This window comes from Bhargavaea sp. GQ12 (genome assembly GCF_059758705.1).
This window is the reverse complement of sequence record NZ_JCAXEU010000002.1, coordinates 275,320-299,491: the sequence shown is the minus strand read 5'-3', so window position 1 is coordinate 299,491 and position 24,172 is coordinate 275,320. Positions and strand designations below refer to the sequence as shown.

31 protein-coding genes are annotated in these 24,172 nt (G+C 53.8%); 25 read left to right on the top strand and 6 right to left on the bottom strand.

Annotated features, from left to right (window positions below; genetic code table 11):
* Positions 1 to 20 precede the first annotated feature (20 nt).
* From tatA to brnQ (AC6CHQ_RS03245), 3 genes are all read left to right on the top strand, one after another.
* A complete protein-coding gene (gene tatA / locus AC6CHQ_RS03255) occupies positions 21 to 230 on the top strand; it encodes a twin-arginine translocase TatA/TatE family subunit (protein WP_092050592.1) in 210 nt (69 codons plus the stop codon).
* 97 nt (positions 231 to 327) lie between these two features.
* Complete coding sequence (gene tatC / locus AC6CHQ_RS03250) at positions 328 to 1,251, top strand: twin-arginine translocase subunit TatC (protein ID WP_498080883.1); 924 nt, start codon at positions 328 to 330, stop codon at positions 1,249 to 1,251.
* Positions 1,252 to 1,467: 216 nt separating this feature from the next.
* Positions 1,468 to 2,820, top strand: a complete 1,353-nt coding sequence (gene brnQ, locus AC6CHQ_RS03245) for a branched-chain amino acid transport system II carrier protein (RefSeq protein ID WP_251240595.1) — start codon at positions 1,468 to 1,470, stop codon at positions 2,818 to 2,820.
* 96 nt (positions 2,821 to 2,916) lie between these two features.
* On the opposite strand, the gene AC6CHQ_RS03240 is transcribed toward brnQ (AC6CHQ_RS03245), so the two are convergent.
* Positions 2,917 to 3,108, bottom strand: a complete 192-nt coding sequence (locus AC6CHQ_RS03240; RefSeq protein WP_092050588.1) for a hypothetical protein — start codon at positions 3,106 to 3,108, stop codon at positions 2,917 to 2,919.
* A 220-nt stretch (positions 3,109 to 3,328) separates the two neighbouring features.
* On the opposite strand from AC6CHQ_RS03240, the gene brnQ (AC6CHQ_RS03235) reads away from it, so the two are divergent.
* Positions 3,329 to 4,687 carry a branched-chain amino acid transport system II carrier protein gene (gene brnQ, locus AC6CHQ_RS03235; protein WP_498080882.1) on the top strand — a complete coding sequence of 453 codons (1,359 nt, stop codon included), beginning with the start codon at positions 3,329 to 3,331 and terminating at the stop codon, positions 4,685 to 4,687.
* A gap of 51 nt (positions 4,688 to 4,738) precedes the next feature.
* Here the strand turns inward: brnQ (AC6CHQ_RS03235) and AC6CHQ_RS03230 are convergent, their stop codons facing one another.
* Positions 4,739 to 5,398, bottom strand: a complete 660-nt coding sequence (locus AC6CHQ_RS03230) for a GntR family transcriptional regulator (RefSeq protein WP_251239828.1) — start codon at positions 5,396 to 5,398, stop codon at positions 4,739 to 4,741.
* 220 nt (positions 5,399 to 5,618) lie between these two features.
* Complete coding sequence (locus tag AC6CHQ_RS03225) at positions 5,619 to 5,969, bottom strand: winged helix-turn-helix transcriptional regulator (RefSeq protein ID WP_251239829.1); 351 nt, start codon at positions 5,967 to 5,969, stop codon at positions 5,619 to 5,621.
* A 129-nt stretch (positions 5,970 to 6,098) separates the two neighbouring features.
* Between AC6CHQ_RS03225 and AC6CHQ_RS03220 the strand changes: the two genes are divergently transcribed.
* Positions 6,099 to 6,959, top strand: a complete 861-nt coding sequence (locus AC6CHQ_RS03220; RefSeq protein WP_498080881.1) for a VOC family protein — start codon at positions 6,099 to 6,101, stop codon at positions 6,957 to 6,959.
* A 159-nt stretch (positions 6,960 to 7,118) separates the two neighbouring features.
* Positions 7,119 to 8,207, top strand: coding sequence for an AI-2E family transporter (locus AC6CHQ_RS03215; RefSeq protein WP_092050578.1), 1,089 nt, complete (start codon positions 7,119 to 7,121; stop codon positions 8,205 to 8,207).
* A 394-nt stretch (positions 8,208 to 8,601) separates the two neighbouring features.
* Here the strand turns inward: AC6CHQ_RS03215 and AC6CHQ_RS03210 are convergent, their stop codons facing one another.
* A complete protein-coding gene (locus tag AC6CHQ_RS03210; protein ID WP_251239832.1) occupies positions 8,602 to 8,928 on the bottom strand; it encodes a CHY zinc finger protein in 327 nt (108 codons plus the stop codon).
* 107 nt (positions 8,929 to 9,035) lie between these two features.
* On the opposite strand from AC6CHQ_RS03210, the gene AC6CHQ_RS03205 reads away from it, so the two are divergent.
* From AC6CHQ_RS03205 to AC6CHQ_RS03155, 11 genes are all read left to right on the top strand, one after another.
* A complete protein-coding gene (locus tag AC6CHQ_RS03205; RefSeq protein ID WP_251239833.1) occupies positions 9,036 to 9,587 on the top strand; it encodes a biotin transporter BioY in 552 nt (183 codons plus the stop codon).
* A gap of 248 nt (positions 9,588 to 9,835) precedes the next feature.
* Positions 9,836 to 10,087 (top strand): hypothetical protein, encoded by a 252-nt coding sequence (locus AC6CHQ_RS03200; protein ID WP_498080880.1) that lies wholly within the window; start codon positions 9,836 to 9,838, stop codon positions 10,085 to 10,087.
* Positions 10,088 to 10,215: 128 nt separating this feature from the next.
* Positions 10,216 to 10,491 (top strand): hypothetical protein, encoded by a 276-nt coding sequence (locus AC6CHQ_RS03195; protein WP_498080879.1) that lies wholly within the window; start codon positions 10,216 to 10,218, stop codon positions 10,489 to 10,491.
* 58 nt (positions 10,492 to 10,549) lie between these two features.
* Entirely contained in the window at positions 10,550 to 11,404 is an 855-nt protein-coding gene (locus AC6CHQ_RS03190; protein WP_498080878.1) for an MBL fold metallo-hydrolase, read from the top strand.
* A gap of 219 nt (positions 11,405 to 11,623) precedes the next feature.
* The gene (locus AC6CHQ_RS03185; protein WP_498080877.1) at positions 11,624 to 13,027 is read left to right on the top strand and encodes an MBL fold metallo-hydrolase; all 1,404 of its coding nucleotides are present in this window, start codon (positions 11,624 to 11,626) and stop codon (positions 13,025 to 13,027) included.
* A gap of 44 nt (positions 13,028 to 13,071) precedes the next feature.
* Complete coding sequence (locus AC6CHQ_RS03180; protein WP_498080876.1) at positions 13,072 to 13,332, top strand: metal-sensitive transcriptional regulator; 261 nt, start codon at positions 13,072 to 13,074, stop codon at positions 13,330 to 13,332.
* A 34-nt stretch (positions 13,333 to 13,366) separates the two neighbouring features.
* On the top strand, positions 13,367 to 13,720 hold the full coding sequence (locus AC6CHQ_RS03175; protein ID WP_498080875.1) for a rhodanese-like domain-containing protein: 354 nt from the start codon (positions 13,367 to 13,369) through the stop codon (positions 13,718 to 13,720).
* Positions 13,717 to 14,520 (top strand): sulfite exporter TauE/SafE family protein, encoded by an 804-nt coding sequence (locus AC6CHQ_RS03170; protein ID WP_251239838.1) that lies wholly within the window; start codon positions 13,717 to 13,719, stop codon positions 14,518 to 14,520. Before AC6CHQ_RS03175 ends, AC6CHQ_RS03170 begins: the two co-directional genes overlap by 4 nt.
* Before the next feature lie 65 nt (positions 14,521 to 14,585).
* A complete protein-coding gene (locus AC6CHQ_RS03165) occupies positions 14,586 to 14,975 on the top strand; it encodes a DsrE/DsrF/DrsH-like family protein (protein ID WP_251239839.1) in 390 nt (129 codons plus the stop codon).
* Positions 14,976 to 15,022: 47 nt separating this feature from the next.
* The gene (locus AC6CHQ_RS03160; RefSeq protein WP_498080874.1) at positions 15,023 to 15,583 is read left to right on the top strand and encodes a sulfurtransferase TusA family protein; all 561 of its coding nucleotides are present in this window, start codon (positions 15,023 to 15,025) and stop codon (positions 15,581 to 15,583) included.
* 178 nt (positions 15,584 to 15,761) lie between these two features.
* Positions 15,762 to 16,496 carry a MerR family transcriptional regulator gene (locus AC6CHQ_RS03155; protein ID WP_498080873.1) on the top strand — a complete coding sequence of 245 codons (735 nt, stop codon included), beginning with the start codon at positions 15,762 to 15,764 and terminating at the stop codon, positions 16,494 to 16,496.
* 62 nt (positions 16,497 to 16,558) lie between these two features.
* Here AC6CHQ_RS03155 and AC6CHQ_RS03150 read toward each other — a convergent pair whose 3' ends face one another.
* Entirely contained in the window at positions 16,559 to 17,263 is a 705-nt protein-coding gene (locus tag AC6CHQ_RS03150; RefSeq protein WP_498080872.1) for a hypothetical protein, read from the bottom strand.
* Positions 17,264 to 17,359: 96 nt separating this feature from the next.
* Here AC6CHQ_RS03150 and AC6CHQ_RS03145 point away from each other — a divergent pair, with 96 nt between their 5' ends.
* The 7 genes from AC6CHQ_RS03145 to AC6CHQ_RS03115 all read left to right on the top strand — a co-directional run bounded on the left by AC6CHQ_RS03145 (position 17,360) and on the right by AC6CHQ_RS03115 (position 22,872).
* Positions 17,360 to 17,917 carry an ATP-binding protein gene (locus AC6CHQ_RS03145; RefSeq protein ID WP_498080871.1) on the top strand — a complete coding sequence of 186 codons (558 nt, stop codon included), beginning with the start codon at positions 17,360 to 17,362 and terminating at the stop codon, positions 17,915 to 17,917.
* Positions 17,914 to 18,387 carry a YaiI/YqxD family protein gene (locus AC6CHQ_RS03140; RefSeq protein WP_498080899.1) on the top strand — a complete coding sequence of 158 codons (474 nt, stop codon included), beginning with the start codon at positions 17,914 to 17,916 and terminating at the stop codon, positions 18,385 to 18,387. The genes AC6CHQ_RS03145 and AC6CHQ_RS03140 overlap by 4 nt, the downstream gene beginning before the upstream one ends.
* A complete protein-coding gene (locus AC6CHQ_RS03135) occupies positions 18,388 to 19,386 on the top strand; it encodes a sodium:calcium antiporter (protein WP_498080870.1) in 999 nt (332 codons plus the stop codon).
* A gap of 133 nt (positions 19,387 to 19,519) precedes the next feature.
* On the top strand, positions 19,520 to 19,936 hold the full coding sequence (locus AC6CHQ_RS03130) for a hypothetical protein (RefSeq protein WP_092050554.1): 417 nt from the start codon (positions 19,520 to 19,522) through the stop codon (positions 19,934 to 19,936).
* A gap of 139 nt (positions 19,937 to 20,075) precedes the next feature.
* Positions 20,076 to 20,882 carry an ABC transporter permease gene (locus AC6CHQ_RS03125; RefSeq protein WP_498080869.1) on the top strand — a complete coding sequence of 269 codons (807 nt, stop codon included), beginning with the start codon at positions 20,076 to 20,078 and terminating at the stop codon, positions 20,880 to 20,882.
* 4 nt (positions 20,883 to 20,886) lie between these two features.
* On the top strand, positions 20,887 to 21,666 hold the full coding sequence (locus AC6CHQ_RS03120) for an ABC transporter ATP-binding protein (protein WP_498080868.1): 780 nt from the start codon (positions 20,887 to 20,889) through the stop codon (positions 21,664 to 21,666).
* 111 nt (positions 21,667 to 21,777) lie between these two features.
* Positions 21,778 to 22,872, top strand: coding sequence for an ABC transporter substrate-binding protein (locus AC6CHQ_RS03115; RefSeq protein WP_498080867.1), 1,095 nt, complete (start codon positions 21,778 to 21,780; stop codon positions 22,870 to 22,872).
* 178 nt (positions 22,873 to 23,050) lie between these two features.
* On the opposite strand, the gene AC6CHQ_RS03110 is transcribed toward AC6CHQ_RS03115, so the two are convergent.
* Complete coding sequence (locus tag AC6CHQ_RS03110; RefSeq protein WP_221761803.1) at positions 23,051 to 23,158, bottom strand: putative holin-like toxin; 108 nt, start codon at positions 23,156 to 23,158, stop codon at positions 23,051 to 23,053.
* A gap of 231 nt (positions 23,159 to 23,389) precedes the next feature.
* Between AC6CHQ_RS03110 and AC6CHQ_RS03105 the strand changes: the two genes are divergently transcribed.
* Positions 23,390 to 23,947 carry a YusW family protein gene (locus tag AC6CHQ_RS03105; protein ID WP_498080866.1) on the top strand — a complete coding sequence of 186 codons (558 nt, stop codon included), beginning with the start codon at positions 23,390 to 23,392 and terminating at the stop codon, positions 23,945 to 23,947.
* Positions 23,948 to 24,172 lie beyond the last annotated feature (225 nt).

Below are 24,172 nucleotides of genomic sequence, written 5' to 3'. Positions count from 1 at the left end.
CTTAAAAGGAGGCGATCCGCATGGGTGGAATCGCAAGCATCGGTGTTCCGGGGCTGATCATCATCCTCGTCATCATCCTGATCCTGTTCGGTCCGAGAAAGCTTCCTGAAGTCGGTTCGGCTGTCGGCAAGACGCTGTCCGAGTTTAAGAAGTCGGCAAAGGACATCATGGAGGACGATGATGACAAGCCGAGAAAAGAAGAATTGAAAGAAGAGCGTAAAGAAGCGTGACGGCATGACCGGCCGGGCCGCCCGGCGGCTTTGGACCGGTCTGCCGTTTTTGGCGCTTCTCTATAATTGAGGCGTTCAAAGACAGGAAGTGATCGATATGGATCCGTACGGTAATGATTATAGTGCCGCACTCAGCCCGGTCGACAAACGGAAAGCCGAGGCGAAAAAGGCCGAAATCGAGAAGCGGGGCGCAATGTCAGAAGAAGCGGCTGAAGAGGAGGCAACTGCGGAAACACTTGTCCAGGCAGCCCAGGAGCAGGGCGCCGGGTCACCGCCTCCTGAAAATCCGCCTCCGGGAAAACCTGCGGACGGGGAGGGAGAAGGCTATCTCACCCACCTCACCGACCTCAGGAAGTCACTGGTCAAAGGCATCAGTGTTTTCCTCTTTGTGTTCATTGCGGTATTTTCGACGATCAACCTGTGGTTTCCGTATGTCACGAAGGGCCATGACCTGGTCATCCTTGGCCCCCTTGAAGTTGTGAAGTTTTACATGACCATGTCCGCAGCGATTGCCCTGGGTCTCTCGCTTCCGCTCCTCTGCCACTTTATCTGGCAGTTTGTTAAACCGGGGCTGAATGATAACGAGGCGAAGTTTATCGGGCTGTATTCTCCGGCGATGCTGTTGCTCTTTCTCGGGGGCGTGGCCTTTGGTTACTTTATTATCCACCCGCTAAGCTATGAGTTCCTCCTCGGTTTCGGAGCGGCCAATTTCGACATCATGGTTTCTGCGCAGGAGTATATGAGGTTCCTGCTCATGACGACAATGCCGGTCGGACTGATGTTCGAGCTTCCGATTGTTGCACTTTTCCTTGGGTCAATCGGATTGCTGACAGCGGATACGATGAAAAAGGTCCGTAAATGGTCCTATGTCTCGCTTGCCGTCGTCTCGGCCCTGATTACACCTCCAGATTTTATCAGCCAGCTTCTCGTCCTCATACCGATGGCGATCTTGTATGAATCGAGTATTTGGCTGGTCCGGCGGGCCGAACGAAGGCAGCAAAGCGCAGCTATAGCGGAATAAGCGAATAAATAACTGTGGCGGTCCCCGGTTGGGGAACCGCTATTTTTGTTGAAATCAGAAGGCTTTTGTCATATAGAAACGGCCAACTTTAAAAATTCTGATAAAATTTCACACTAATATATTGCATTCTTCATGAATCGATAGTAGGATAATAAGCATCACCTCTTTTAAAACTTTCGGAATATTAAATACACCAAGAGAAAGGGTTTAATCCTCATGAAAGAAAGCATGTCGTTTTCCAAGTATGTAGCTGTCGGTGTGATGTTGTTCGCTTTGTTCTTCGGGGCAGGAAACCTGATTTTCCCTGCGCAGCTCGGCCAATTGGCCGGCGAGAACTTCTGGCCTGCCATCATTGGCTTCCTCATCACAGGGGTAGGGCTCCCGTTCCTGGGCGTCATCGCCATCGGATATTCTGCAAGCAGTAACTTGCAAGATCTTGCAAGCCGAATCCATCCGTTATACGCAGTCATCTTTACTTCTGTTTTATACCTCACGATCGGGCCATTTTTTGCGGCACCCCGTACGGGAACTGTTGCTTTTGAAATCGGAATCACGCCTTATGCAGGTTCTGGCCCGCTGGCGCTGTTGCTGTTTACAGCTGTCTTCTTCTCTCTCGTGCTGTGGCTTTCGCTGAATCCGGCTAAAATCGTCGACCGGGTCGGCAAAATCCTCGCACCCGGAATTGTCGTTCTTCTGATTGTCATGATCGGCGCAGCCATTGTTAATCCAATGGGTGCCATCCAGCCGGCAACGGAAGGGTATGTCGGCAACCCGTTCGCGAAAGGGTTCACAGAGGGCTACAATACGATGGATGCCATTGCTGCTCTGGTTTTTGCCATTATTGTCATTAAAGCAGTCAAGGCAATGGGTATGAAGACAAACAAAGGCATTCTGAATGCGACTTTCAAGGCCGGTGTTGTGGCTTCATCCCTTCTCGGAATCCTTTATGTCGGCATTGCCTACATCGGTGCCACCAGTGTCGAGCAGTACGGCTTGTTCGAGACAGGAGGTCCGGTCCTCAGCAGCGGAGCCGAGCACTTCTTCGGAGCAGCCGGCACGGCGCTTCTCGCGATCGTCATCATTCTGTCTTGCATGACGACGGCGATCGGCCTGATGATTGCGAACGCCGAGTATTTCCACTCGCTGTTCCCGAACATCAGCTATAAGGTATTTGTCATTATCTTCACGACGTTCACGTTTGTAGTATCGAACTTCGGACTCGCGAATATCATCACCTATTCGATTCCGGTTCTCATGCTGCTTTACCCGCTGGCAATCTCCCTGATTCTGATGGCGTTCACCTCAAAGCTGTTCAATCATTCGCGCCTCGTTTATGTGTCGGCGACGATTGTGGCATTTGCCATCGGAATCGTTGATGGCCTTAAGGCACTCGCGGGTACGCTTGGAACGGAGTTTGCCTGGCTCCAACCGGTAGTCGATTTCTACACTGCCTACCTTCCATTCTATACGGACGGACTCGGATGGCTGATTCCGGTAGTGGTCGTTATGATCCTCACTGGCATCATCGCACGAGTAATGGGACCTGCAGCCAACACAGCGGAAGCCTGATTCTAAACCAAGTACAAAAAAACCGGCGGACAAGCTCCGCCGGTTTTTCTATGTGCAAAAAACCCCGGAATGATCTCCGGGGCCCAGTGATGCCCATCAGCTGAAGAAGTTGGTGAGCATTCCGCCTTTTTTGTTGTTGCTTGCAGTTGCCTGCCTGTTGCCGCCGGTCTTTGCCGTTCCGGCAAAGTCGTTGAACTGGCCTTTTAATTTGTCACGAGATTCCTTGTTTCGCATGAGATAAGCGGCACCCAATCCGAGGGCAGTCATCATCATCTTGTTCCGATTCATGTTGTTTTCCTCCTTGTGTGGTGCGTCTGTCCGTTATATTCCCGCATGGACGGATGCTAAACCGCAGAAAAAACAGATGCCATCCAAAAGTCAGACTTTGTCAGTTGTAATCCGGTGCGAAATACATTAGGATGAAAAACATTGGTCGAATTTTAGTGAATCGTCTTAAATATTTGTGTTCCAGCAAAAAAAGCATACCAGGCAGAAAGGATTGCACCTTATGCAAGAAAAAATGTCATTTTCCAACTATATCGCCGTAGGTTCCATGCTGTTTGCACTGTTCTTTGGTGCCGGCAACCTGATCTTTCCTGCACAGCTTGGCCAGCTTTCGGGTGATCAGCTGTGGCCGGCGGTTATCGGTTTTCTGATCACCGGAGTTGGGCTTCCGTTTCTTGGGGTCATCGCCATCGGCTATTCCGGAAGCAATCACCTGCAGGAATTGGCGGGCCGTGTTCACCCGCTTTACGGCGTGCTGTTCACATCCATCCTTTACCTGACGATCGGCCCGTTTTTCGCGGCGCCGAGGACAGGAACGGTCGCTTATGAGATCGGCATCACTCCGTATGTAGGCACCGATGCGGGAAGTCTTCCGCTTTTCCTGTTTACGTTGGCTTTCTTTACGCTTACTCTATGGCTTTCTCTGAATCCGGCCAAAATCGTCGATCGGGTCGGAAAAGTTCTGGCTCCCGGCATCGTCATCATCCTCGTCATCCTGATTGCCATGGCCATTTTCAGCCCGCTTGGAACCATCCAGCCCGCAACGGAAAGCTATGTTGAAGGGGCATTTACGAAAGGGTTCACGGAAGGCTACAATACGATGGATGCGATTGCAGCACTGGTATTTGCCATCATCGTCATCAATGCGATCAAAGGCATGGGGATGAAAACGAGAAAAGCCATTACCGGCGCTACTTTCAAGGCCGGCCTGATCGCCATTTCGCTTCTTGCCGTCCTTTATGTCGGGATTGCCTACATCGGTGCGACGAGTGTCCAGCCATTCGGCATATTCGAAACCGGAGGGCCGGTGCTGAGCAGTGCCGCCACGCATTACTTCGGGTCGTTTGGAACAATTCTGATGTCGGTGGTCATTATTTTGGCCTGTCTGACTACTGCCATCGGGCTGATCTCGGCCAACGGAGAGTACTTCCACTCACTTTTCCCGAAAGTCAGCTATAAGGCGTTTGTGTGGATCTTTACATTGTTCACCTTCACCATTGCCAATTTCGGACTGGCAAATATCATCACATTCTCAATCCCGATGCTGATGTTCTTGTACCCGCTGGCCATTTCACTGCTGGTCCTGACGTTCACATCGAAGCTGTTCCATCACGCCCGGTTCGTTTATGTCGCGGCGACGGCAATGGCACTGATCATCGGAATCATAGACGGGCTGAAAGCTCTCGCCGGATCGCTGGGCACGGAGTTCGGCTGGCTTGTCCCGATTGATGAGTTTCTCACAGCCAATCTGCCGCTCTACGCAGATGGATTGGGCTGGCTCATCCCTGTAGTGGTCACCCTGGTTATTACCGGAATCATTGCCCGGATCATCGGACCGGACCCGGAAAAGCAATCGAATTAATAAAAAATCCGCAGGGAAGCCTATTCGGCCTCTCTGCGGATTATTTGTTTACTAGCCGCGCAGTGCGCGGAGCTCTTCGATCGCGGTGAGCCAGTTTTTGGTCATGATGCCGTTCACTTTTCCGGCATCTCCGTCCTTCATGGCATGAATGATGTCGGTATGTTCCTTGTATGACTGCTCCCGGAGTACGATGGCGTCATGGTAAAATTGGCGGCGTACATGAGCTTGCAAGTTTCCGACGATGCTGTGGATATATGGGTTGTCCGCGGCTTCGACGATAATCTGGTGGAACTCTTCGTCGATGCGGATGGCGGACAATTCATCGCCTCCCCGGATCGCCTCTCCGAAGCGTTCGTTCGTTTCGGTAAGCCGGCTGATGACCTCATCTGTCAGATGGGGAATGGCGAGCTCCGCTGAAAGTGCCTGAAGGACAGCGAGCGGCGGAAGCAGGTCATTGATTGCATCCGGATCAATTTCCGTAACTTGGGTCGCTTTTCCGGGGTACATCTTTACAAACCCCTGCGTCTCAAGAAGCTGCAGAGACTCACGGACCGGTGTCCGGCTGACGCCGAGCGCCTTGGCGATTTCCATGTCGTTTAATTTCTCTCCGGGCCGGAGCGTCCCGTCTATGATCCAGCTTTGAACTTGATTGAATGCGGTTTCTTTTGCCGTCATGCGTACCGGCTTGGATAATTCTGCAGGAAGTGGCATATTTCCGTTCCCCCAATCGGAAAACTATATTACATCCATTATACATCAAACCCATTAAAAGGGGTATACAATATATCGCGCGACGAAAAAAGCGGTTTGTTTAGCATAATCCTGCCTGAAACAAGAAAAAACTGATATCCGCTGAATCCGGCCTGCGCTATTTTCTCAGGCGATCGGTTCCAGTTTCAATCAGTTTGTATGACAATCTCCGGGTGGCTTCTTAGCGGACGGAAGGTTCCTGTTTATCTTGGACAGCTTCCTGCACGGGCAGCCATTCTTGCGACCATCTCTGGATTTCCTGCATGACCGGTGCAAGCGCGCGCCCCTTTTCGGTAAGGCTATATTCAATGCGTACCGGGGTTTCAGGATAGACATCCCTTGTCACAATGCCTTCTTTTTCCAATTCTTTCAGACGCTCCGACAGCAGCCGGTTGCTGATTCCGATCGACTCGGTCATCGTACAGAACCGCTGAGATTCGCCCAGAAGGGAAAAGATGATCAGTGCGTTCCACCGCCGGCTCAGCATACCGACCGCCTGTTCAAAACGGGGACATAGTTCTGGCTGTACCATATGGCTTTCACTCCTTGTAAACAGTGTATCACAGGAATTAATTGTTCGAAAGTAATTCGGTTACTTGAAATAACCTAAAATATCCGTTATGATGGTTACAAATCGTAACTGAGAGGGGAACTTACCATAATGACATCTTTCCACCAGGCACCGGCCATCTATACCGGTGCGGTTTATCTGAATGTGCTTGATCCCCAAGCCATGAAAGCCTTTTATACAGACATTCTCGGTTTCCGCGTGCTGAGCGAGACGGATGGCCGGATCGAACTGACCGCAGACGGCAAGACGCCGCTGCTCGTGCTGGAAAGCCGCGAGGGACTCCATGCGAAGCGGCCGAACCGCGCGGGGCTTTATCACTTCGCGATCCTGCTTCCGTCCCGTGAGGACTTGGGCGCGGCAATTCTTCATTTTATCCAGAAAGGTGTGCGCATCGGAGCAAGTGATCACTATGTGAGTGAGGCGCTTTACCTGAACGACCCGGAAGGCAACGGCATTGAAGTATACCGCGACCGCCCGGCGGATGAATGGAACTGGAACGACGGCCAGGTTGAAATGGCTACAGTGGCACTGGACGGCGACGGTGTCGTCCGCTCTGCGCAGGAAGCCGGACGCACCTGGAGCGGTCTGCCTGATGAAACTGTCATGGGCCACGTGCACCTTCATGTTTCGAACCTTGCCGAGACAGAACGCTTCTATCGTGAAGGACTCGGCTTTGAAGTGGCTACGTATTACCCGGGCGCGCTTTTCATGTCAACGGAACGCTATCACCACCACCTCGGCCTGAACGTCTGGAACGGCGAGGGCATACCGGCGCAGGAAACAGACAGCGCGGGCCTCAAAGCCTATACACTCGTTTTTCCGGACAGTGAAGCGGTTCAAAAGGCTGCAGAACAGCTTCGGTCAATCGGGGCTGAAGTCAATGAAGACGGCGGGCATACCGTGACCGCGGACCCGTCCGGCAACCGAATTATCCTGCAGGCAGGCGCCTGATCTGAACCGCCCCATCACCGGGGCGGTTTTTCTGTCCGGTAAATTACTCCTCGAAGTGGCGGAATTTTGGCTCAAGAAGCGGACGGGACATGCGATTTGTGCATGGAATCGGGTATACTGGGAAGAGGATTGGTAGAAAGCTATAGCAAAGGAGTTCCCATGACTAAGAAACTCTGGTTCCAGGCGGGGGTCGGCATTCTTCTTGCCCTGCTCATTATCCATTTTTTCATCGATATCAAAGGCCTCTTCGCGCCGATCGGCATTATCCTGAGAACGATTTTCCTGCCGCTGCTCGTGGGCGGCGTATTGTTCTACCTGACGGAGCCCGTGCAGCGTTATCTGGAAAAACGCAATTTCCCGAGGTGGGCGAGCATTCTGAGTGTATTCGTGCTCATCATCGGCGTGTTCTGGGGACTGTCCGCCATGATCGGTCCGATGATCACAAAACAGGTCAATTCCTTTACCGACAATCTTCCGCAAATCACCGAGGATGTCCAGGATAACGTCAGTTACTGGCTTGATCGGCGTGATGAACTTCCGGAGTTCGTGGAGAATGCGATCGACAATGCGCGTGAACGTGTAAATGAAATCGCTCTGAACCTCGGCGGGGGAATGGTGAATTTCATCACAGGTTTTTTCCAGACGATCTTTATGCTCGTCCTTGCCCCGTTTTTCCTTGTCTACATGCTAAAGGACCATGAACGGTTTATTCCGTTCGTCTCTCAGTTTTTCAAGGGGGATAAGAAAACCTTTGTCATCCGCACGCTGGAAGAGGTCAACAGAACCATTTCGAACTATGTCCAGGGCCAGATGCTCGTCAGTATCTTTGTCGGCATCATGCTGCTGATCGGTTATCTCATCATCGGGTTGGAATATGCGCTGATCCTGGCGATCTTCGGCCTCTTCATGAACCTGATACCGTTTATCGGGCCATGGATTTCGGTGATTCCGGCGCTCCTGATCGCATTGATCCAGGATCCGAAACTCGTGATTGGTGTCGGCATCATCATGCTGGTCGCCCAGCAGGTCGAGAGCAACTTCATTACGCCGAACATCATGGGCAAAACGCTCGACATCCACCCGCTCACGGTCATTACGGTTATCCTGGCCGCGGGGAATATCGCCGGGTTCGTCGGTGTGCTCCTCGGTGTTCCGCTTTACGCGGTCGGCAAGACGATCGTCAAGAACTTTTATAAAGAGAGAAAAGAAATCCGTAAAGCCGCGACGAGCGACGTGGCGGAGGAATAGACAATTGGCTTCTCCTCAAAGTCAGTTTTAAAGTACCGGTTTCGTCATTCGAAGGCTCAGTTTCGTCATTCGGGGTCCTGATTTCGTCATTCGGGGTCCTGATTTCGTCATTCGTCATGTTGCTGAGCACGAATGACGAGACTAACCAGTTGAATGACGAGACTGGAAGGATGAATGACGAAATTACCTCCTTTTGCACGCAGCAGCTAAAGCTGCTTTGTGCTCCGAAATGCTCAAAACAGCAAACGGCACGGACTCTGGTCGCTTACCGCAGGCCGGCGCCGAGCCCCGCGTGAAGCGGGTCTCGACAGCCCGGCTTTTCCTGCAGGTGTCTTCCGGCGTCCGTGCCGTTTGCCATATGGAGTGTAAAATCCAGCCGCCAGCCCATTTGTCATTACTCAAAATACAGATGTCGGTGGAGCTTGCAGCCCTGATTAAAAGCGGCGGCGCAGGAAGGGCAGGCGGAAGCTCCATCCAGGTATTCGGCGACGGTCAGCTCATGGCCGCAGGCACCACACAAAACTGCTTTCTCGGAAAATCGGCCCTTGGGCCAGACCTCATGCCCGCCACATCCTGATTCCGCATGGCAGGCATGGCACGGGAACCAATTTCCACAGCAGAAAAACTTGATGGCAATCCGGTCGGTCGTGCCATGATAGTGCCGGCACCGCGTTTCTTTATCAATAATTGAACCATGTATAAGATGACCGTGGATGTTCATGGTTAACCCTCCGTCTGAATAAGGTTGACTGATTGTCTTTTCATTATATATGATAAGTTTAGTCAACTGAAATAAAAAACATGTTAACCAAACGGGGGATGGAACATATGGGGAATGAACGGTTGAAAATGATGATCATGGCCGCTCTCTTTGCGGCCATCATGGGGGTTGGGGCACAGATCATCATTCCGATTCCGCCGGTGCCGTTCACGGCACAGACATTGGCACTGGCACTTGCCGCGACAATACTAGGCAAGCGTTACGGAACACTCGCAGCCGCACTCTACGTACTCCTCGGCGCAATCGGTGTTCCGGTGTTCGCGGGGATGAAGTCCGGACTCGGTATTTTGCTGGGGCCGACGGGCGGTTATATTCTCAGTTATATTCCGGTGGCATTCATCATCGGCTGGATTTCTGAGAAAGGCGGTTTCCGTACGTCTGCGGTGGTTACAGCCAATATCATCGGGGCGCTTGTCATCCTTTTGATCGGCACGGCATGGCTGAAATTCATGGGCAACCTATCCTGGACCGGCGCCTTTGCCGGTGGAATGCTGCCATTCATCATTCTTGACTGTATCAAGGCCGTGTTCGCTGCAGTTCTCGGTGTGCTCGTCCGCAACCGCCTCGCTTCGGCCCGGCTATTGCCGGCTGGAATATGATTTGAAGCACCATACTCGGAAAAGCAACTGCTGGATAAGGAGCTGAAAATGGAACTTCCCGTCTGATCGGGAAGTTCCATTTTTCATTTGTGATCTTCTCTACAATTCTCTGGATAATTTTGTGAGCATAACGCATGACAAATAAAATGGATAGTATAAAGTATATCGTTGGGTGGAATAAATTGTTTTGGTAACACACAATTAAACCCCTGTTACTATCTATGATCAAATAGAGGAGAGTTGGATTAATGCAATTGATCGGGATGTCCATTTTGCTGATACCGATTCTGATGTTCACATTTGCTTTGGAGGAGCGGGGCAGGAAAATGATGAAACGCGTGGAGCAGATGGACAACTTGGGAATAGAGGCGGACGCTGTAAATTGGATGGAGGAAGCGGACGATGGGGAAAAGTGGTCCAGTAAAGAACTGGCACTCGGGTTGACGATTTCCCTGATCGGCTTTGGCAGTTATGTATTCAATATGCTGTTGGGCAAATAACTAAAAGGGCTGCGATCAGCTCTTTTTTATTTTGCTTTGTTGATGGTTCCCGGCCGCTTGTGATGTCTAACCTTCCCGGCATCCGCCCATACTGAATCGGCATGGAGATTCAGGGAGGAGTTCGGCAGATGACGGGATTTCCGGAAATCAGCACGAATATCTGGGATGTCTTTCTCGCCGTCCCGCTAGTGCTCATAGCCACACAACTATTGAAGAAAGCTTTGTCAATTCCACCGGCTTTCGTGCCTACGATGGCAACCCTTATCGGTCTGGTCATTTCTGTGTTTGTCAGCCACAGAGGCAATCCGGCAGCAGGGTTATTCATGGGCGTCCTGTACGGGTCGGCAGCGGTTTCATTTTATGTGTCGTCCAAGCTAACCATCCGCGCATACCGCTCCCGCTAGATTAATTCACCTCATAACGGGAATGATTAAAGTGATTTCAGAACAGGAGGGATCACCGATGGATATGGAAAGAAGTTCGTCGACCGAACGGTTTCAGCCGGTGACGTCCGTGAACAGCGGCGACGGTGTTCCGGTAGGTGAGGATCTGTACAGCTATACAATCCAGGTCGCAAACATCATTTTCTACGGAAAGCCGGGTATCGGGAATGAGTGGGTGCTGATAGATGCCGGCATGCCAAAGTCGGGCGGTAAGATTTTGGAGGCCGCCGCGGCGCGATTCGGTGAAAACAATCCGCCAAAGGCGATTATCCTCACCCATGCCCATTTTGACCATATCGGTGGTCTGATCGACCTTCTTGAGCATTGGGATGTCCCCGTTTTCGCGCATCCGCTTGAACTCCCTTATATTACGGGTAAGCGTGACTATCCGGATCCGGACGTGACCGTCGAGGGCGGCATGGTAGCGAAGATGTCAAAAATGTTTCCGAATGAATCAATCGATATCGGCGAACGGGCGCGTGAGCTGCCTTCCGATGGTACGGTGCCGCATATGACCGGTTGGAGGTGGGTCCATACTCCGGGGCACACGGAAGGACACATCTCACTTTTCCGGGAATCCGACGCGTCGCTAATTGCAGGCGATGCATTTGTCACGGTAAAGCAGGACTCGCTATATAAGGTGATGACCCAGGAACTCGAGGTCAGCGGGCCGCCGGTTTATCTGACCCCGGACTGGGAGAATGCCGAACAGTCGGTCAAGGCCCTCGCTCAGTTGCAGCCCCAGGCAGCCATTACCGGCCATGGAGTCCCTGTGATGGGAGAGTACTTGCAGAACGAGCTGGCCACCCTTGCAGAACATTTCAAGGAAAAGGCCGTGCCGGATCACGGAAAGTTTGTGGACGGCGAGAAATAATGGGTTTATCTACCCCGCTGGGTATCCGGCGGGGCTTTTATATTTGCCGGAATCGGGTATTGGAAGGTTGGATGGTTGGATGAGATTTCAACATGATAAGAAAAAACAGATTGTAGCCGCATTGCTTCAGTCAAACTTTCCTGTTGACACCTATATACCCCAGGTGGTATATTACAAATACCCCAAAGGGTATAAACGTCGAAAGGAATGAAGCTGAACATGTTTTTCCAATCATTTTTTGACGACCGTCTTGCGCAATACGCCTATCTTGTTGGCTGCCAGCGCACTGGCGATGCGATTGTCATCGATCCTCCCCGGCATGCGGAGGCCATCATTGCGCGTGCCAAAAAAGAAGGCCTGAACATCACGGCGGCCGCGGAAACCCATATCCATGCTGACTTCACTTCCGGAGCCCGCCAACTGGCAGAAGACCTTGGAGCCAAACTGTATCTGCCGGGTGAAGGCGGAGAAGACTGGAGCTATCAATATACAGATGGACTTGATGTTGTTCTCCTGAACGACAGAGAGAAGTTTTCTATTGGAAACATCGATTTCAAAGTGATGCACACACCGGGCCATACGCCGGAAAGCGTGTCTTACGTTCTGACCGACCGCGGAGGCGGCGCAACGGAACCGATGGGCATCTTCACCGGTGACTTCGTCTTTGTCGGAGACATCGGCCGTCCGGACCTGCTCGAAAAAGCGGCAGGCATCGCAGACACCGCAGAAAAAGGCGCCATCCAGATGTTTGACTCGGTCCAGAAGTTCAAACAGCTTCCTGACCATATGATCGTCTGGCCGGGCCACGGGGCGGGTTCCGCATGCGGGAAGTCGCTAGGCGCGGTTCCTCTCACGACAGTCGGCTACGAAAAGCAGTTTAACTGGGCGATGAAGGAAAACGACCGTGACCAATTTGTGAAGCAGCTGCTGGATGGCCAGCCGGAAGCGCCGAAGTACTTCGCCATGATGAAAAAAGTGAACAAGGAAGGCCCTGCGCTCCTGAAGCGTGAAGACATCCGGGTCATTGAAGATGCACAGGAATTCAACCAACTGCGCGAACAGGACGGTACACTCGTGCTCGATACACGCCCGGCAAAAGATGCCGAAACAGCGCTTGTCAAAGGCTCCATCAATATCCCGTTCAATAAATCCTTCACCAACTGGGCGGGCTGGCTGATCGGATACGACCAGGATCTTCTCGTCATTGCCGAAGAAGGCAAGGAAAGGGAAATCCGTGAAGCGCTCGAATCGGTCCACCTGGACCGGATCATTGCGTTTGTCCGTCCGGAAACCGCGGTTCCCGCAGCAGAGACTGATTCGTATGAAACACTGACCGTCGAAGAGTTCGTGGAAGCGAAGAAAGATGAGAACACGTATGTTCTCGACGTCCGGAACGATTCCGAATGGGAAGGCGGGCATATGTCTGAGGCTACTCATCACTTCCTCGGCCATCTTTGGAACGAGGAATTGCCGCAGGGCAAGGAACTGCTTGTCCACTGCCAGAGCGGCGCGCGTTCCGCAATTGCCTCCAGCATCCTGAAGGCGCGCGGTTTCGATAAAGTCTCCCACATGGCAGGCGGATTCGGCGCGTACGAAGGAAAAGGTTATGATACAGTGAAGTAAAACCGACCGCCCGGGCTGGACGGTCCGGAAAGGAGAACAGAAAGATGGAATACGATCAGAAAGTAAAAAACCGGATGAGGCGCGTGGAAGGACAGGTCAAGGGTGTCCTCCAGATGATGGAGGAAGGCCGGGACTGCCGGGAAGTCGTCATGCAGCTCCGGGCGATCAAGAGTGCCATCGACCGGACCGTCGGCGTGGTCGTCAGCACCAATCTCGAAGCCTGTGTGCGAGAAAGCATTGAAACAGGTGAGGAAACCAGCGATAAAGTCCAGGAAGCGATCGATCTGCTTGTCAAATCGAGCTGATCGGCGCAGAAGGGCCCAGAAGGGAAGATAGTAAATGGAATGGATTATCATTCTGGTGATTGTCGCATTTTTCGCCTGGCGGATGATGCCGGCGAAGGGTGTGCGGACCATTGATGCGGCGGGGCTGAAGGACAAGCTCGGCAACAAGTCGGTGCAGTTTGTCGATGTCCGTACCCCTGCGGAATACAAAGCCCGCCATATCAAGGAATTCAAAAACATCCCGCTGAACACATTGCCGTCCAGGACGGAATCTCTCGATAAGTCCAAAGAGACCGTCGTAATCTGCCAGAGCGGCATGCGGAGCGCTCAGGCGGCACGGGTTCTCAAGAAAAACGGATTTGAGAACGTCGTGAATGTCCGCGGCGGCATGGGAGCCTATAACGGGTGAGCGGCGCGGAATTGACGCTTCCGTTCATCCTGACCCTGTTCGCGATCGGGTTTGCCGGCTCATTCATCTCCGGCATGGTCGGAATCGGCGGGTCGATCATCAAATACCCGATGCTCCTCTATATCCCGCCGATGCTCGGCTTTGCGGCTTTCACGGCCCATGAAGTCGCCGGCATCAGCGCGGTACAGGTCATCTTCGCGACCATCGGCGGGGTCTGGGCCTACCGAAGCAGCGGCTATCTGAACAAAAAGCTGATCATTGTCATGGGCGCGGCCATTCTGGCCGGCAGCTTCATCGGAGGATTCGGTTCTTCGGGCCTGAGCGAGACGACTGTAAATGTCGTCTACGGAATCTTGGCGGCCATTGCCGCCGTCATGATGTTCATCCCGAAAAAGGAAGTGCCGGACATGCCGGAGGAAGACGTGCCGTTTTCGGTCCCGCTTGCGGCAGTGCTCGCGTTTATTGTGGGCATCGGCGCCGGCATCGTCGGCGCGGCCGGTTCCTTCCTGCTTGTGCCGATCATGCTGACGGTGCTGAACATCCCGACACGGATGACCATCGCAACATCCCTGGCGATTACGTTCATCTCATCGATCGGCTCGACCGCCGGCAAGGTGTTCACCGGACAGGTCCTGCTTTGGCCAGCCGTCATCATGATTGTGGCCAGCCTGATTGCCGCACCGCTCGGTGCAAAGGCCGGCCAAAAAATGAACACGAAGGTCCTCAAATGGATCCTTGCGATTCTCATTGCAGCGACCGCCATCAATATCTGGCGCGACCTGTTCTTGCAACTGCTGTAAACCAATATTTTTTTTGCATATCAATATACCCATACGGGTAACTGTATATTAGGAGGAACTCACAAATGAAAGTAGCCATCATCGCAGCAAACGGCGGCATGTTCGACGCCTATAAAGTATTCAATATCGCAACCGCGGCAGCGGCAACGGACGGGGAAGTCGAGATCTTCTTCACGTTCGAAGGACTGAACCTGATCCACAAGGAAGGCATGAAGCAGCTGCCTATGCCGGAAGGCAAGGAGCACTTCGCGGACGGATTCGCGAATGCGAATGTCCCGTCGATCGAAGAACTCGTCGGCATGGCGCAGGAACTCGGCGTCAAATTCATTGCATGCCAGATGACGATGGACGTCATGGGCCTCAAGAAAGAGGATTTCACGGACGGCACGGAAGTCGGCGGTGCGGTGACGTTCCTCGGGTACGCGAAAGACGCGGATATTACACTGACGTTCTGATTTCGGGATAAAAAAGATTGAGTCAATGCTCAGGAGGGAATGCAAAAATGGAAAACGTGACGAAGACATTGGACGCAAAAGGGCTCGCGTGCCCGATGCCGGTCGTCCGGACGAAAAAAGCGATTGAAGAGCTGTCGGCCGGAGACGTACTGGAAGTGGTGGTGACCGACCGCGGATCGATTGCGGACATTCCCATGTGGGCAAAGAACACGGGTCACGAATACCTGGAACTCGTCGAAGAAGGCGACTTACTGAAGCACTATGTCCGCAAAGGCGGAGAACAAGCATGGGACAAGGAGGAATCCCCATTGAAAACCATTACGAATGAAGAGTACCTGGGCATCGCTGATAAAGGCCAGGTCACACTGATCGACGTCCGCGAACCGGATGAGTTCGCGGCAGGCCATGCGCCGGGTGCGAAAAACATCCCGCTCGGACAGGTTGAACAGCGCTCGGATGAAATCCCGGCAGAGGGGGATGTCTACATCATGTGCCGCTCCGGCGGCCGTGCGGGCATGGCGTGCGACACGCTCGAAACACTCGGAAGAAAGAACCTGATCCGTGTGGCACCGGGCATGGGCGACTGGGACGGTCCGGTCGAGTCATAACAGAATCATCAGGACGGCAACGGAATGGCTCCGTTGCCGTTTTTTTGATAGTGCGGCAGCCTTGCTGTTTTGTCAGGCTAACATTAGACTGATTTACCCCTAACATGAGCCGGATTCCATGATACAATGGGGAATAGAGAAAGCTAACATAAGCAATCGACCGGAAAGAGGAGGAGCAATGGTTAAATACATAGGGGACGTCACCAAGGAATTCGGCATCGAATCACATACGCTGCGCAACTGGGAAGACCGGGGCCTCATCGGAGATGTGGAGCAGGACTTTGTCCACGGCCGCATGTACACGGATGAACAGATCGAGCGCATCAGAACGATCCAGGAAGTCATCACGGCCCAGCGCGAAAAAGGCATGAAGCGGACGGATTACCGGGAAGTGGAGGATATCCTTCTCGACCGTTTCGGCGGCATGATCGTGGAGCGCCAGGAAAATATCCCGGCCACTCCGGAAACCTTCATCAATCTGCTGAAGAAGCTGGAAAAGCAGGAACAGGCCAATGAGCAGCTAAAGGAACTGCTCATGACGATGGCGAAAAGCCAAGTGGAAGGAAATGACCGGATCCACCAGGCGCTTGTCGAGAACACAACCAAGCAGGAAGAAGAGATGAAGGAGATCCGGGAAGTCCGGGAAATGATCATCGGGCTGAACAAGGATCTTCCTGCGCGCACAAGCGAAGCGCTGCGCAAGGGCCTCCCGGAAGCTCCGGCGATCTCCAAGGAACAGGCGGATACCGTCATCAAGGAGAACCAGTCTCTGAAGCAGGAAGTGCAGCTGATGAAGAAGGTGCTGGACGAAGTGCTTCTGCAGATCGAGGAAGACCGGGAAAAGCAGGCAAGCTTTCAGGCCGCTCCGGCAGAAGAACAGAAAAAGGGATTCTTCGCAAGAATATTCGGATAAAAAAATGGAGCCGCGGGGAGGGCATGAATCCCTTCGCGGCTCCTTTTATTTGGTCTGGAAAGCTACCGCTTCAGCGGGCAATACCCGCATTGCATGAGTCCAGGGACGTCCTTGGAGTGGCAGCACGTCGTGCGGACGGTCGTATTGAGAAGGAGTGAAGGACGCGAACCCCGGAGATACTTGGCGAAGAGGGAACCCTGTGCCAGCCCCTCCCATGTCCGGTCATCTTTCAAAATCTCCATGACGGCCTCCGCTTCTTCTGCAGTCCACGGATCTGACAGTAGCACATGCAGGTGATACAGCAGAAAGCCGAATAAATTCTCCCAGTGTGTGAGGGACGAAGCGGACGCAACCGTCCGGAGTGCATCCGACACTTCTTTGGTATAGGTCCTCAGGATTTTCCGGATGGTTTCTGTCCGATCTGCCTCGTTTGCCATGACATAGCCGCCGGCCGTAAGGAACGTGCTGACGGAGAGCTTGCCGTATTCTTCGATGGCACCGAACCGGATGGCGTCGTCCGGCCCTTCCCAGACCTCTTCGTAAACGATCAGTGTATACAGCTGCATCGCCGTAAACATGCCAAGCCGCCGGCTGAAGTAGGAGGCGGCGACCGCCGGATTGTCCGCTCCGCTTACCGCACGGACCAGGCGGAGTGCACTTTCCGGGTCGGATTTCTGTGATTTTAGGGTAAATAGAGGGTGCGCGGGTTCACCCGTATAAATGCTGTAACTATTCAGTTGGCGCTTTTGTTCATGGGTCAGATTCATCATATTGCCATTATACCGCACAGGGCCGGGGTTCCGGAATGCGCCCGGCATGTTGGTGTGCTATCTTGAAACTATTCGGAAAGGGGGTGGGCCGGCATGCGATTGGCCATCATGACCGTAGGGAAGACACATAGCGGAAAGACAACATTCGGCAACCGGCTTGCCGAAGCGCTTCCCGGATCCGCGGTGATCGATCAGGATCTGCAGGCGGAATTCCTCAACCGGCATTATCCCGAACTGCTTCCGGAAAAAGGGCCGAACACGATCAAGAATGCTCTCACACAGACGCTTGTTGATCATGCTGTTCGGCAAACCGGCCTGCACCTCATCATCTCCAACTCGAACCTGGGTCAGGACGCCCGGCTGAAGTGGCTAGACTATTACAGGCAACACGGCTTCACGACGGTTCTCGTCTTTTTCAATATTCCGGAAGACCATCTGAGGATCCGCATCAGGGAAAGCGGCCGGAGCACGAAAATCTTCCGGGTCAGCCTCACTTTCGATGAACTGCTCGACCGGCAGAAGGCCGCTTTTCCGGTTGCCGCCCCTTTGGAAGGGGAAGCAGACCATCTGTTTACGGTACGGTTGCCGGATGACACAGAGTCCGTCATCCGTGAAATTACCGGACTCGCCGACGAAACGGAGGAAAGCTGATGAAGATCCTTGTTGACGCGGACGGCTGCCCGGTTGTTGCCGAAACGATCGGTACGGCAAGAAGGCACGGAATACCGGTTACGCTGCTTTGCGATACCGCCCACGAGATGCACCGGGACGGCGCAGAGACGGTCATCGTTTCCAAGGGTGCCGATGCGGTCGATTTCCTTCTTGTAAACCGGGTGAGCCCGGGGGACATCGTCGTGACCCAGGACTATGGCCTGGCCGCAATGGTGCTCGCAAAGGGCGGCCGGCCGATTGACCAGAACGGCCGGCTCTACACGGAAGACAATATAGACGGCCTGCTTATGAGCCGCTACGTTTCCAAGAAAGTGCGCGATGCCGGCGGCCGCATGAAAGGACCGAAAAAACGCAGGCCGGAGGCGAATCTCCGATTTGAGCGTAATTTGGACGCACTGCTCTCCGGTTTCAGGGGAGAAGCAGTGCCGGAGGAAAGGAACGAGGAATAAATGGCTTTTGTCTGGTTTGCATTGGCCGCCGCTATCACGGTGTTCGCGGCCATTAAGCTATCCAATTATGCAGATGTGCTCAGCACGAAAACGTCAATGGGCGGTCTCCTTGTCGGGACGCTCCTCCTTGCCGGGGCTACATCGCTTCCGGAAGTGACGACGAGCGTGTCCGCGGTGCTGATCGGCAATCCCGATATAGCCATCGGGAACGTTGTCGGGTCAAACATGTTCAATCTGTTCATCTTTGCCTGTTTTGACCTGGCCTACCGCAGACATCGTCTTCTGGAACTGGCGGGCCGTAACCACCTCTATACGGCAGGCACCGGCTTTGTCCTGATGGCTGTGACTTATCTGTCACTCCTGTTCCGCCCGGAGTGGGGTGTTTTCGGTGTCGGACTGGACTCGATTGTACTGGTCGTACTGTATGCAATCGGCATGGTGATTGTCGGACGGGTATCCAAAAGCGGATCGCCGGCCCCGGCTGTCCCGGTTTCCGACACGGCTGTCACTTCCGATGAAGACGACGGCATCACCGTCCGCCGCGCTGTGATCGGCTTTTCCCTCGCGGCATTGCTGATCATGGGGGCCGGAACGGTCCTGTCGATCATGGGTGACAGGATCGCTGTAATTACCGGCCTCGGTTCCAGTTTCGTCGGCAGTTTCCTGATTGCCGCGACCACCTCGCTCCCCGAAGCGGTATCAGTCTATGTCGCGCTTCGTGCGAAAAACGTCAATCTGGCGCTGGGGTCGATCCTTGGGAGCAACATGTTCAATATGCTCATCATTTTCATATCCGACCTTTTCTACAGGGATGGGCAGGTACTCTTCATGGCGGATCCGTCCCACCAGATTACCGCGCTTGTCGTCATGGCACTTTCCGCCATTCTCCTTCTTGCCATCGCAAGAAAAAAGACCGCATCCCATGCCGCTTATATCGTCCCGTCCGTCCTTATTGTCATCGGCTATTTTGTTGCCTCTTATCTGATGTTCCAAGGATAAGTGGAAGAATAATCCGGGTATAGAGTCTTAAAGACCATCCCGGCGGCCATGATAGGGTTAGTGACGCGGATGTTGATCCGCGCCCACACATTCATCCGCAGGGAGATGCGAATCTTCTTGGAGAGAGACGGAGATGAGTGAAATGGCCGGTATATTCGACGAATACATGATCATGATCTATTGCCTGGTGGTTTTGTGGATCAATCTCGGCTATCTTCATGACCAGCCTGAAGAAGCGAGGGGAATCGCGGAGCTTTCGCCCGCCGAGGACCTTGCGATCAAACAGGACAGCCTGCCGATGCTGACCCTCTCGCTGGCATTTAATTTCAGCCGCAGATGGCTGTTTTATATGCTGGCATCGATCGTGACCGGAAATCTGCTTGTCAAGGCCCTGTCGGTGACCCTATTTGCCGTCAGCCTGCACAACAGCATGCCGCGGCAGAAGACGTCGGTATGGAAAAGGAAGCGGAAGCGGAACCTCGGCATGTTTTTGGCGATCGCCGACGCCTTTTTCATTACTGGATTCCTGATCTGGATGATCTGGACCTGACAGTCCGCTCCGGCAAAGCTGCACGCCGGCTCAACGGCCGGACAACCCATTGCCCGCCTCACCTACGAGGCGGGCTTTTTGGTGCCCAGACATCCGTCCGGGCGGGCTCATATCCTGTACGGGAAGGGGGTGAAGGCGTATGCCATCTGAACATAACCCGGTCGCGGTCGAACGGGCCGAATGGAAAAAACGGCAGATGAAGGAACGGATGAAGCAGCTTCTCACCGTCTCCTCCCCGATCTTCATGCTGCTTTTGTGGGAATTGCTGTCCCGGACAGCTGTCCTCGATCCCAGGTTCTTTCCGCCGCCGACAGCGATCCTTGAAACATTCTGGAACTTGGCGGTGAGCGGGGAACTGCTCACGCATATCGGGATTTCGCTCTACCGGATATTCGGCGGCTTCTTGCTCGGGGTCATTCCCGGCGTGGTCATCGGTCTTCTTATGGGGCTTTACTCGCCGATCCGGCATTTTGTCCAGCCGATCGTCATGGCACTTATGCCGATCCCGACGCTGGCGCTGTTGCCGATCATCATCATCCTGTTCGGCATCGGCGACCTGTCAAAAGTCGTGACCATCGCGGGGAGTGTGTTTTTCCCGGTTGTCATCAATACGGCTGCCGGTGTCATGAACATCGACCCGATCCACATGGACCTCGCGAAAAACTACGGAGCCGATTCTAAAGACTACTTTCTGAAGATCGCCTTTCCCGGCGCGCTCCCGGTCATGCTGGAAGGGATCCAGATGGGGCAGGCAATCGCGCTGCTGACGATTGTGGCGGCGGAAATGATGGGATCGGTATCAGGCATCGGTTTCCTGATCTGGACTTCCTACAAGGCGTTCCTCCTGCAGGAGATGTATGTCGGACTTATCCTGATCTCATTTTTCGGCTATCTGTTCTCGCTCCTGCTGCGCGGGCTCCAGCGGAGAATTCTGAGGTGGAGGTGACAGGATGAATGATGACGTCAAGATCCGGATCCGCAACCTGACGAAAGTGTTTTACCAGAAAGGTGAAAGCACCACAGCGCTGGACAATGTGACACTCGACATAATGGACGGGGAATTTGTTTGCCTGGTCGGACCGAGCGGCTGCGGCAAGACGACCCTTCTCCGGATTCTTGCGGACCTCGAACAGCCGAGCGCAGGCGAATATGAGATCGCTCGTGAAAAAGAGGACCGGCCGCTCCAGTCGATGGTATTCCAGGAGCGGGGGGTCATCCCGTGGCTCACTGTCCGGGACAATGTCGCGTTCGGGCTGGAGATGCGGAAGCTCCCGAAAAAGGTTGTGAAGGAACGGACCGACTATTACCTGGAGAAAACCGGACTTATGGCATTTGCGGACCGGTTCCCGAAGGAGCTGTCCGGCGGGATGAAGCAGCGGGTCGGCATCGCCCGCGCATTTGCGAACGACCCGGAGATTCTCCTCATGGATGAACCCTTTGCCGCGCTTGATGAGCAGAACAAGTTCATCCTGCAGGAAGAGCTGCTGCAGATCTGGGCGGAGACGAGAAAGACGGTACTGTTCATCACGCACAGCATTGACGAGGCGCTTCTATTATCCGACCGGATTCTTCTGATGAGCGCGCAGCCCGGAAGGATTTCCGAGGAGATCCGGGTCGCCGCGCCGAGGCCCCGGACGATGGAGGCCATCCGGGCGGATCCGGACGTCGCAGAACAGTTCGTCCGGGTGCTGAAGCATCTTCAGGACGAGGTGCAGCGGTCGAGGGGATGACAATGGAAAAGTTTATGCGGGTCATGAAGACGGCGGTATGCAGTCTCGTGCCATGCAGACCTCTGGCCGCCACAAGGCTTAAGGGAAAAGATTGGGAGATGGGGGATCAGTATGGGAAAGCATAAACTGAAGGCGGGCTTTGCCGCAGCAGCGGCGGCGATCCTGCTTTTGGCGGGCTGCACACAGAAGGAGTCAGCCCCGCCTGAGAAGCCTGCAGATCTTCCGGAAGGAGAGCATCCGTCCGGGGACCTGGCGCCGCTTGAAAAGCGCGTGACGGTCACGATCGCTGAAGACGGTGCCGCATCGGGCGCCGGGTTCTATATCGCGAAGGAAAAAGGTTATTTCGAGGACTACAACATCGACGTGGAATTTGCCCAGTTCGCCAACAGTGACGAGATGCTGCCTGCGGTCGCAGCAGGCGAGGTGGACATCGCGGGCGGCGTTTCGACCGCTTCGTTCTTCAACGCAATCGCACAGGGCATCGACGTCCGGATCATCGCCGACAAAGGCCATAACGTCCCGGGCAAGTCGTACTTCACATTCGTCAGGGGCGTGGACAGCGGCATCGAGGAATACGCCGACATCAAGGGCAAAAAGATCGCCGTCTCGTCGCGCAACTCGATCGACAGCTACTTCTTTGACAAGCTGATCGAGCATGCCGGCTTCACGGAGGAGGAAGTGGAGTTCGTCCTGATTGCGGACTTCGGCAGCATGCTCGGAGCGGTCGACAACGGAACGGTCGACATGGCGCTCAGCATCGAGCCGCTCATCGCCCAGGGCATTGTGCAGGGCATGCACGAGCGCTTCCGGGACGCGACCGAGTTCGCACCGGAAACCCAGGTGGCGATGGTGCTCGGCTCGCCGCAGTTCATGACACAGGAAAGGGACATCTCGCTCCGTTTCATGCTCGCCTACCTGAAGGGCCTGCGTGACTACAACGACGCGTTCCAGAAGGATGAAGGCAAAGATGAGATCATCGACATCATGGTGAAGCATACCGCGCTGAAGGATCCGGAAATGTGGGAGCAGGTGCAGGTGACCGGCCTTGACCCGGACGGCAAGATGTTTGTCGACAACATCCGCGAGCAATATGAACACTATAAGGCAGCCGGCGCCATCTCGGGCGAGATCGACTTTGACAAGGCGATCGATACCTCGATCACGGAAGAGGCGCTTGAGATCATCGGGCCGTATGACGGCGACTGAGCGCGCGTATCAGAAACCGGGGTTTTCTTGAGCCGGCCGGCGCGATAAGGTATAATGGCATGAGAAAGAGGAACTAGAAAAGGACCGGATGCGCAAACATCCGGCCCCTGTGCAGCCTGTGCCCGGACGGGTCAGGCGGATACAATATGGCCGTCCCGACCTTTGCCGAGGGGGACGGCTATTCTTTTTTGCTGATGGCGACGATCAGTGTCACGACAAGCGTCAGCAGACCGACGATGGCACCGGCCACCTGAATGATCAGTCCTGCCGCTTCGGCGACGGTCAAAGGCATCACCCCCTCCCCCGGGGAATGCCGTCCGGACAAGTCTGCTCACCCATTATACCACAAGTGCGAACGTGTGTTCTATCTACGTTCCGATTTTCTGCAGTAGGGACAATTTACCCTCGGAAACAGTGCGATTGATTTCCTGTTACTAACTATTTCATCCAATAACCTAAGTGTATCAGGTCCTTCCAAAGGGAATGCCATCAGCAAGAGACCGAAGGAGGGATCAGGATGAAGGCGAAATTCGCATTCCCGATCGTCATCGCGGGATCGCTGGCACTGGCGGCTTGCGGCTCGGAAGGACCGGAGGAAGCTGTAACGGAGGAAGAAGCGGCGGCAGCGGAAACCGTGACAGCAGAGAATGGTGACGCTGGGGAAGGGGCGGCGGCCGGCACGGACAGTGAGTCACCTGTTAAATCTCAGGCTTCGGACGGCAGCGGCCAGGCCGACATGAGGAAGAAGATGCAGGCAATGGACTATACGGAGTTTGAACTGGAAGTCGAATATGACAATGATGAAGAGTACGAGGCCCAGCTTGAGCTGAAATCGGATGACTCGGTTGTAGCCGGCTATGAAGACGATATGAACAGCATTAAAAAACAGGGCATCGAAGCTTTCAATGATCTTTATCCGCTTGTCGAACAGTTGGAGCTCAAGCCATCTTCCAACCAGGAGGAAGAGATCCAGAAGGTGCTCTCGACATTCAGCCTTCCGGATGACTTCACCGACTTTTCCTTGGAGCTTAGGTTTAGCGACGGAACGAAGCATGAATTTAAAGTGGAGCAATGAATAAGGAACGTTCGCCACAGTAATTAAGTGAGCGGACGTTTTTTGTGTTTGTAAGAGGTGGAATCTTCAATTTCTTATCGCGGAAAAGAGCAGGTGATGCTAATATTAGATTAAAGGTAAATTTTGGGGGTCCTATGATTTTACTTGCGGTGATCAGCAGTCTCGCTCTAATTGCGGCAGGGATAATCGTCCTTTATAAGATTAGGAAGGCATGGTTATCGGTGC

Excerpts from the sequence above, each read along its gene's own strand:
- AC6CHQ_RS03215 (WP_092050578.1), top strand. The coding sequence starts at position 7,119 with ATGACTAAGAAACTCTGGTTCCAGGCGGGGGTCGGCATTCTTCTTGCC.
- brnQ (WP_251240595.1), top strand. The coding sequence starts at position 1,468 with ATGAAAGAAAGCATGTCGTTTTCCAAGTATGTAGCTGTCGGTGTGATG.
- tatC (WP_498080883.1), top strand. The coding sequence starts at position 328 with ATGGATCCGTACGGTAATGATTATAGTGCCGCACTCAGCCCGGTCGAC.
- AC6CHQ_RS03150 (WP_498080872.1), bottom strand. The coding sequence starts at position 17,263 with ATGAATCTGACCCATGAACAAAAGCGCCAACTGAATAGTTACAGCATT.
- AC6CHQ_RS03230 (WP_251239828.1), bottom strand. The coding sequence starts at position 5,398 with ATGCCACTTCCTGCAGAATTATCCAAGCCGGTACGCATGACGGCAAAA.
- AC6CHQ_RS03135 (WP_498080870.1), top strand. The coding sequence starts at position 18,388 with ATGGCTTTTGTCTGGTTTGCATTGGCCGCCGCTATCACGGTGTTCGCG.
- AC6CHQ_RS03165 (WP_251239839.1), top strand. The coding sequence starts at position 14,586 with ATGAAAGTAGCCATCATCGCAGCAAACGGCGGCATGTTCGACGCCTAT.
- AC6CHQ_RS03240 (WP_092050588.1), bottom strand. The coding sequence starts at position 3,108 with ATGAATCGGAACAAGATGATGATGACTGCCCTCGGATTGGGTGCCGCT.
- AC6CHQ_RS03120 (WP_498080868.1), top strand. The coding sequence starts at position 20,887 with ATGAATGATGACGTCAAGATCCGGATCCGCAACCTGACGAAAGTGTTT.
- tatA (WP_092050592.1), top strand. The coding sequence starts at position 21 with ATGGGTGGAATCGCAAGCATCGGTGTTCCGGGGCTGATCATCATCCTC.
- AC6CHQ_RS03225 (WP_251239829.1), bottom strand. The coding sequence starts at position 5,969 with ATGGTACAGCCAGAACTATGTCCCCGTTTTGAACAGGCGGTCGGTATG.
- AC6CHQ_RS03160 (WP_498080874.1), top strand. The coding sequence starts at position 15,023 with ATGGAAAACGTGACGAAGACATTGGACGCAAAAGGGCTCGCGTGCCCG.
- AC6CHQ_RS03190 (WP_498080878.1), top strand. The coding sequence starts at position 10,550 with ATGGATATGGAAAGAAGTTCGTCGACCGAACGGTTTCAGCCGGTGACG.
- AC6CHQ_RS03180 (WP_498080876.1), top strand. The coding sequence starts at position 13,072 with ATGGAATACGATCAGAAAGTAAAAAACCGGATGAGGCGCGTGGAAGGA.
- AC6CHQ_RS03130 (WP_092050554.1), top strand. The coding sequence starts at position 19,520 with ATGAGTGAAATGGCCGGTATATTCGACGAATACATGATCATGATCTAT.
- AC6CHQ_RS03200 (WP_498080880.1), top strand. The coding sequence starts at position 9,836 with ATGCAATTGATCGGGATGTCCATTTTGCTGATACCGATTCTGATGTTC.
- AC6CHQ_RS03185 (WP_498080877.1), top strand. The coding sequence starts at position 11,624 with ATGTTTTTCCAATCATTTTTTGACGACCGTCTTGCGCAATACGCCTAT.
- AC6CHQ_RS03195 (WP_498080879.1), top strand. The coding sequence starts at position 10,216 with ATGACGGGATTTCCGGAAATCAGCACGAATATCTGGGATGTCTTTCTC.
- AC6CHQ_RS03145 (WP_498080871.1), top strand. The coding sequence starts at position 17,360 with ATGCGATTGGCCATCATGACCGTAGGGAAGACACATAGCGGAAAGACA.
- AC6CHQ_RS03125 (WP_498080869.1), top strand. The coding sequence starts at position 20,076 with ATGCCATCTGAACATAACCCGGTCGCGGTCGAACGGGCCGAATGGAAA.
- AC6CHQ_RS03115 (WP_498080867.1), top strand. The coding sequence starts at position 21,778 with ATGGGAAAGCATAAACTGAAGGCGGGCTTTGCCGCAGCAGCGGCGGCG.
- brnQ (WP_498080882.1), top strand. The coding sequence starts at position 3,329 with ATGCAAGAAAAAATGTCATTTTCCAACTATATCGCCGTAGGTTCCATG.
- AC6CHQ_RS03175 (WP_498080875.1), top strand. The coding sequence starts at position 13,367 with ATGGAATGGATTATCATTCTGGTGATTGTCGCATTTTTCGCCTGGCGG.
- AC6CHQ_RS03220 (WP_498080881.1), top strand. The coding sequence starts at position 6,099 with ATGACATCTTTCCACCAGGCACCGGCCATCTATACCGGTGCGGTTTAT.
- AC6CHQ_RS03105 (WP_498080866.1), top strand. The coding sequence starts at position 23,390 with ATGAAGGCGAAATTCGCATTCCCGATCGTCATCGCGGGATCGCTGGCA.
- AC6CHQ_RS03155 (WP_498080873.1), top strand. The coding sequence starts at position 15,762 with ATGGTTAAATACATAGGGGACGTCACCAAGGAATTCGGCATCGAATCA.
- AC6CHQ_RS03205 (WP_251239833.1), top strand. The coding sequence starts at position 9,036 with ATGGGGAATGAACGGTTGAAAATGATGATCATGGCCGCTCTCTTTGCG.
- AC6CHQ_RS03210 (WP_251239832.1), bottom strand. The coding sequence starts at position 8,928 with ATGAACATCCACGGTCATCTTATACATGGTTCAATTATTGATAAAGAA.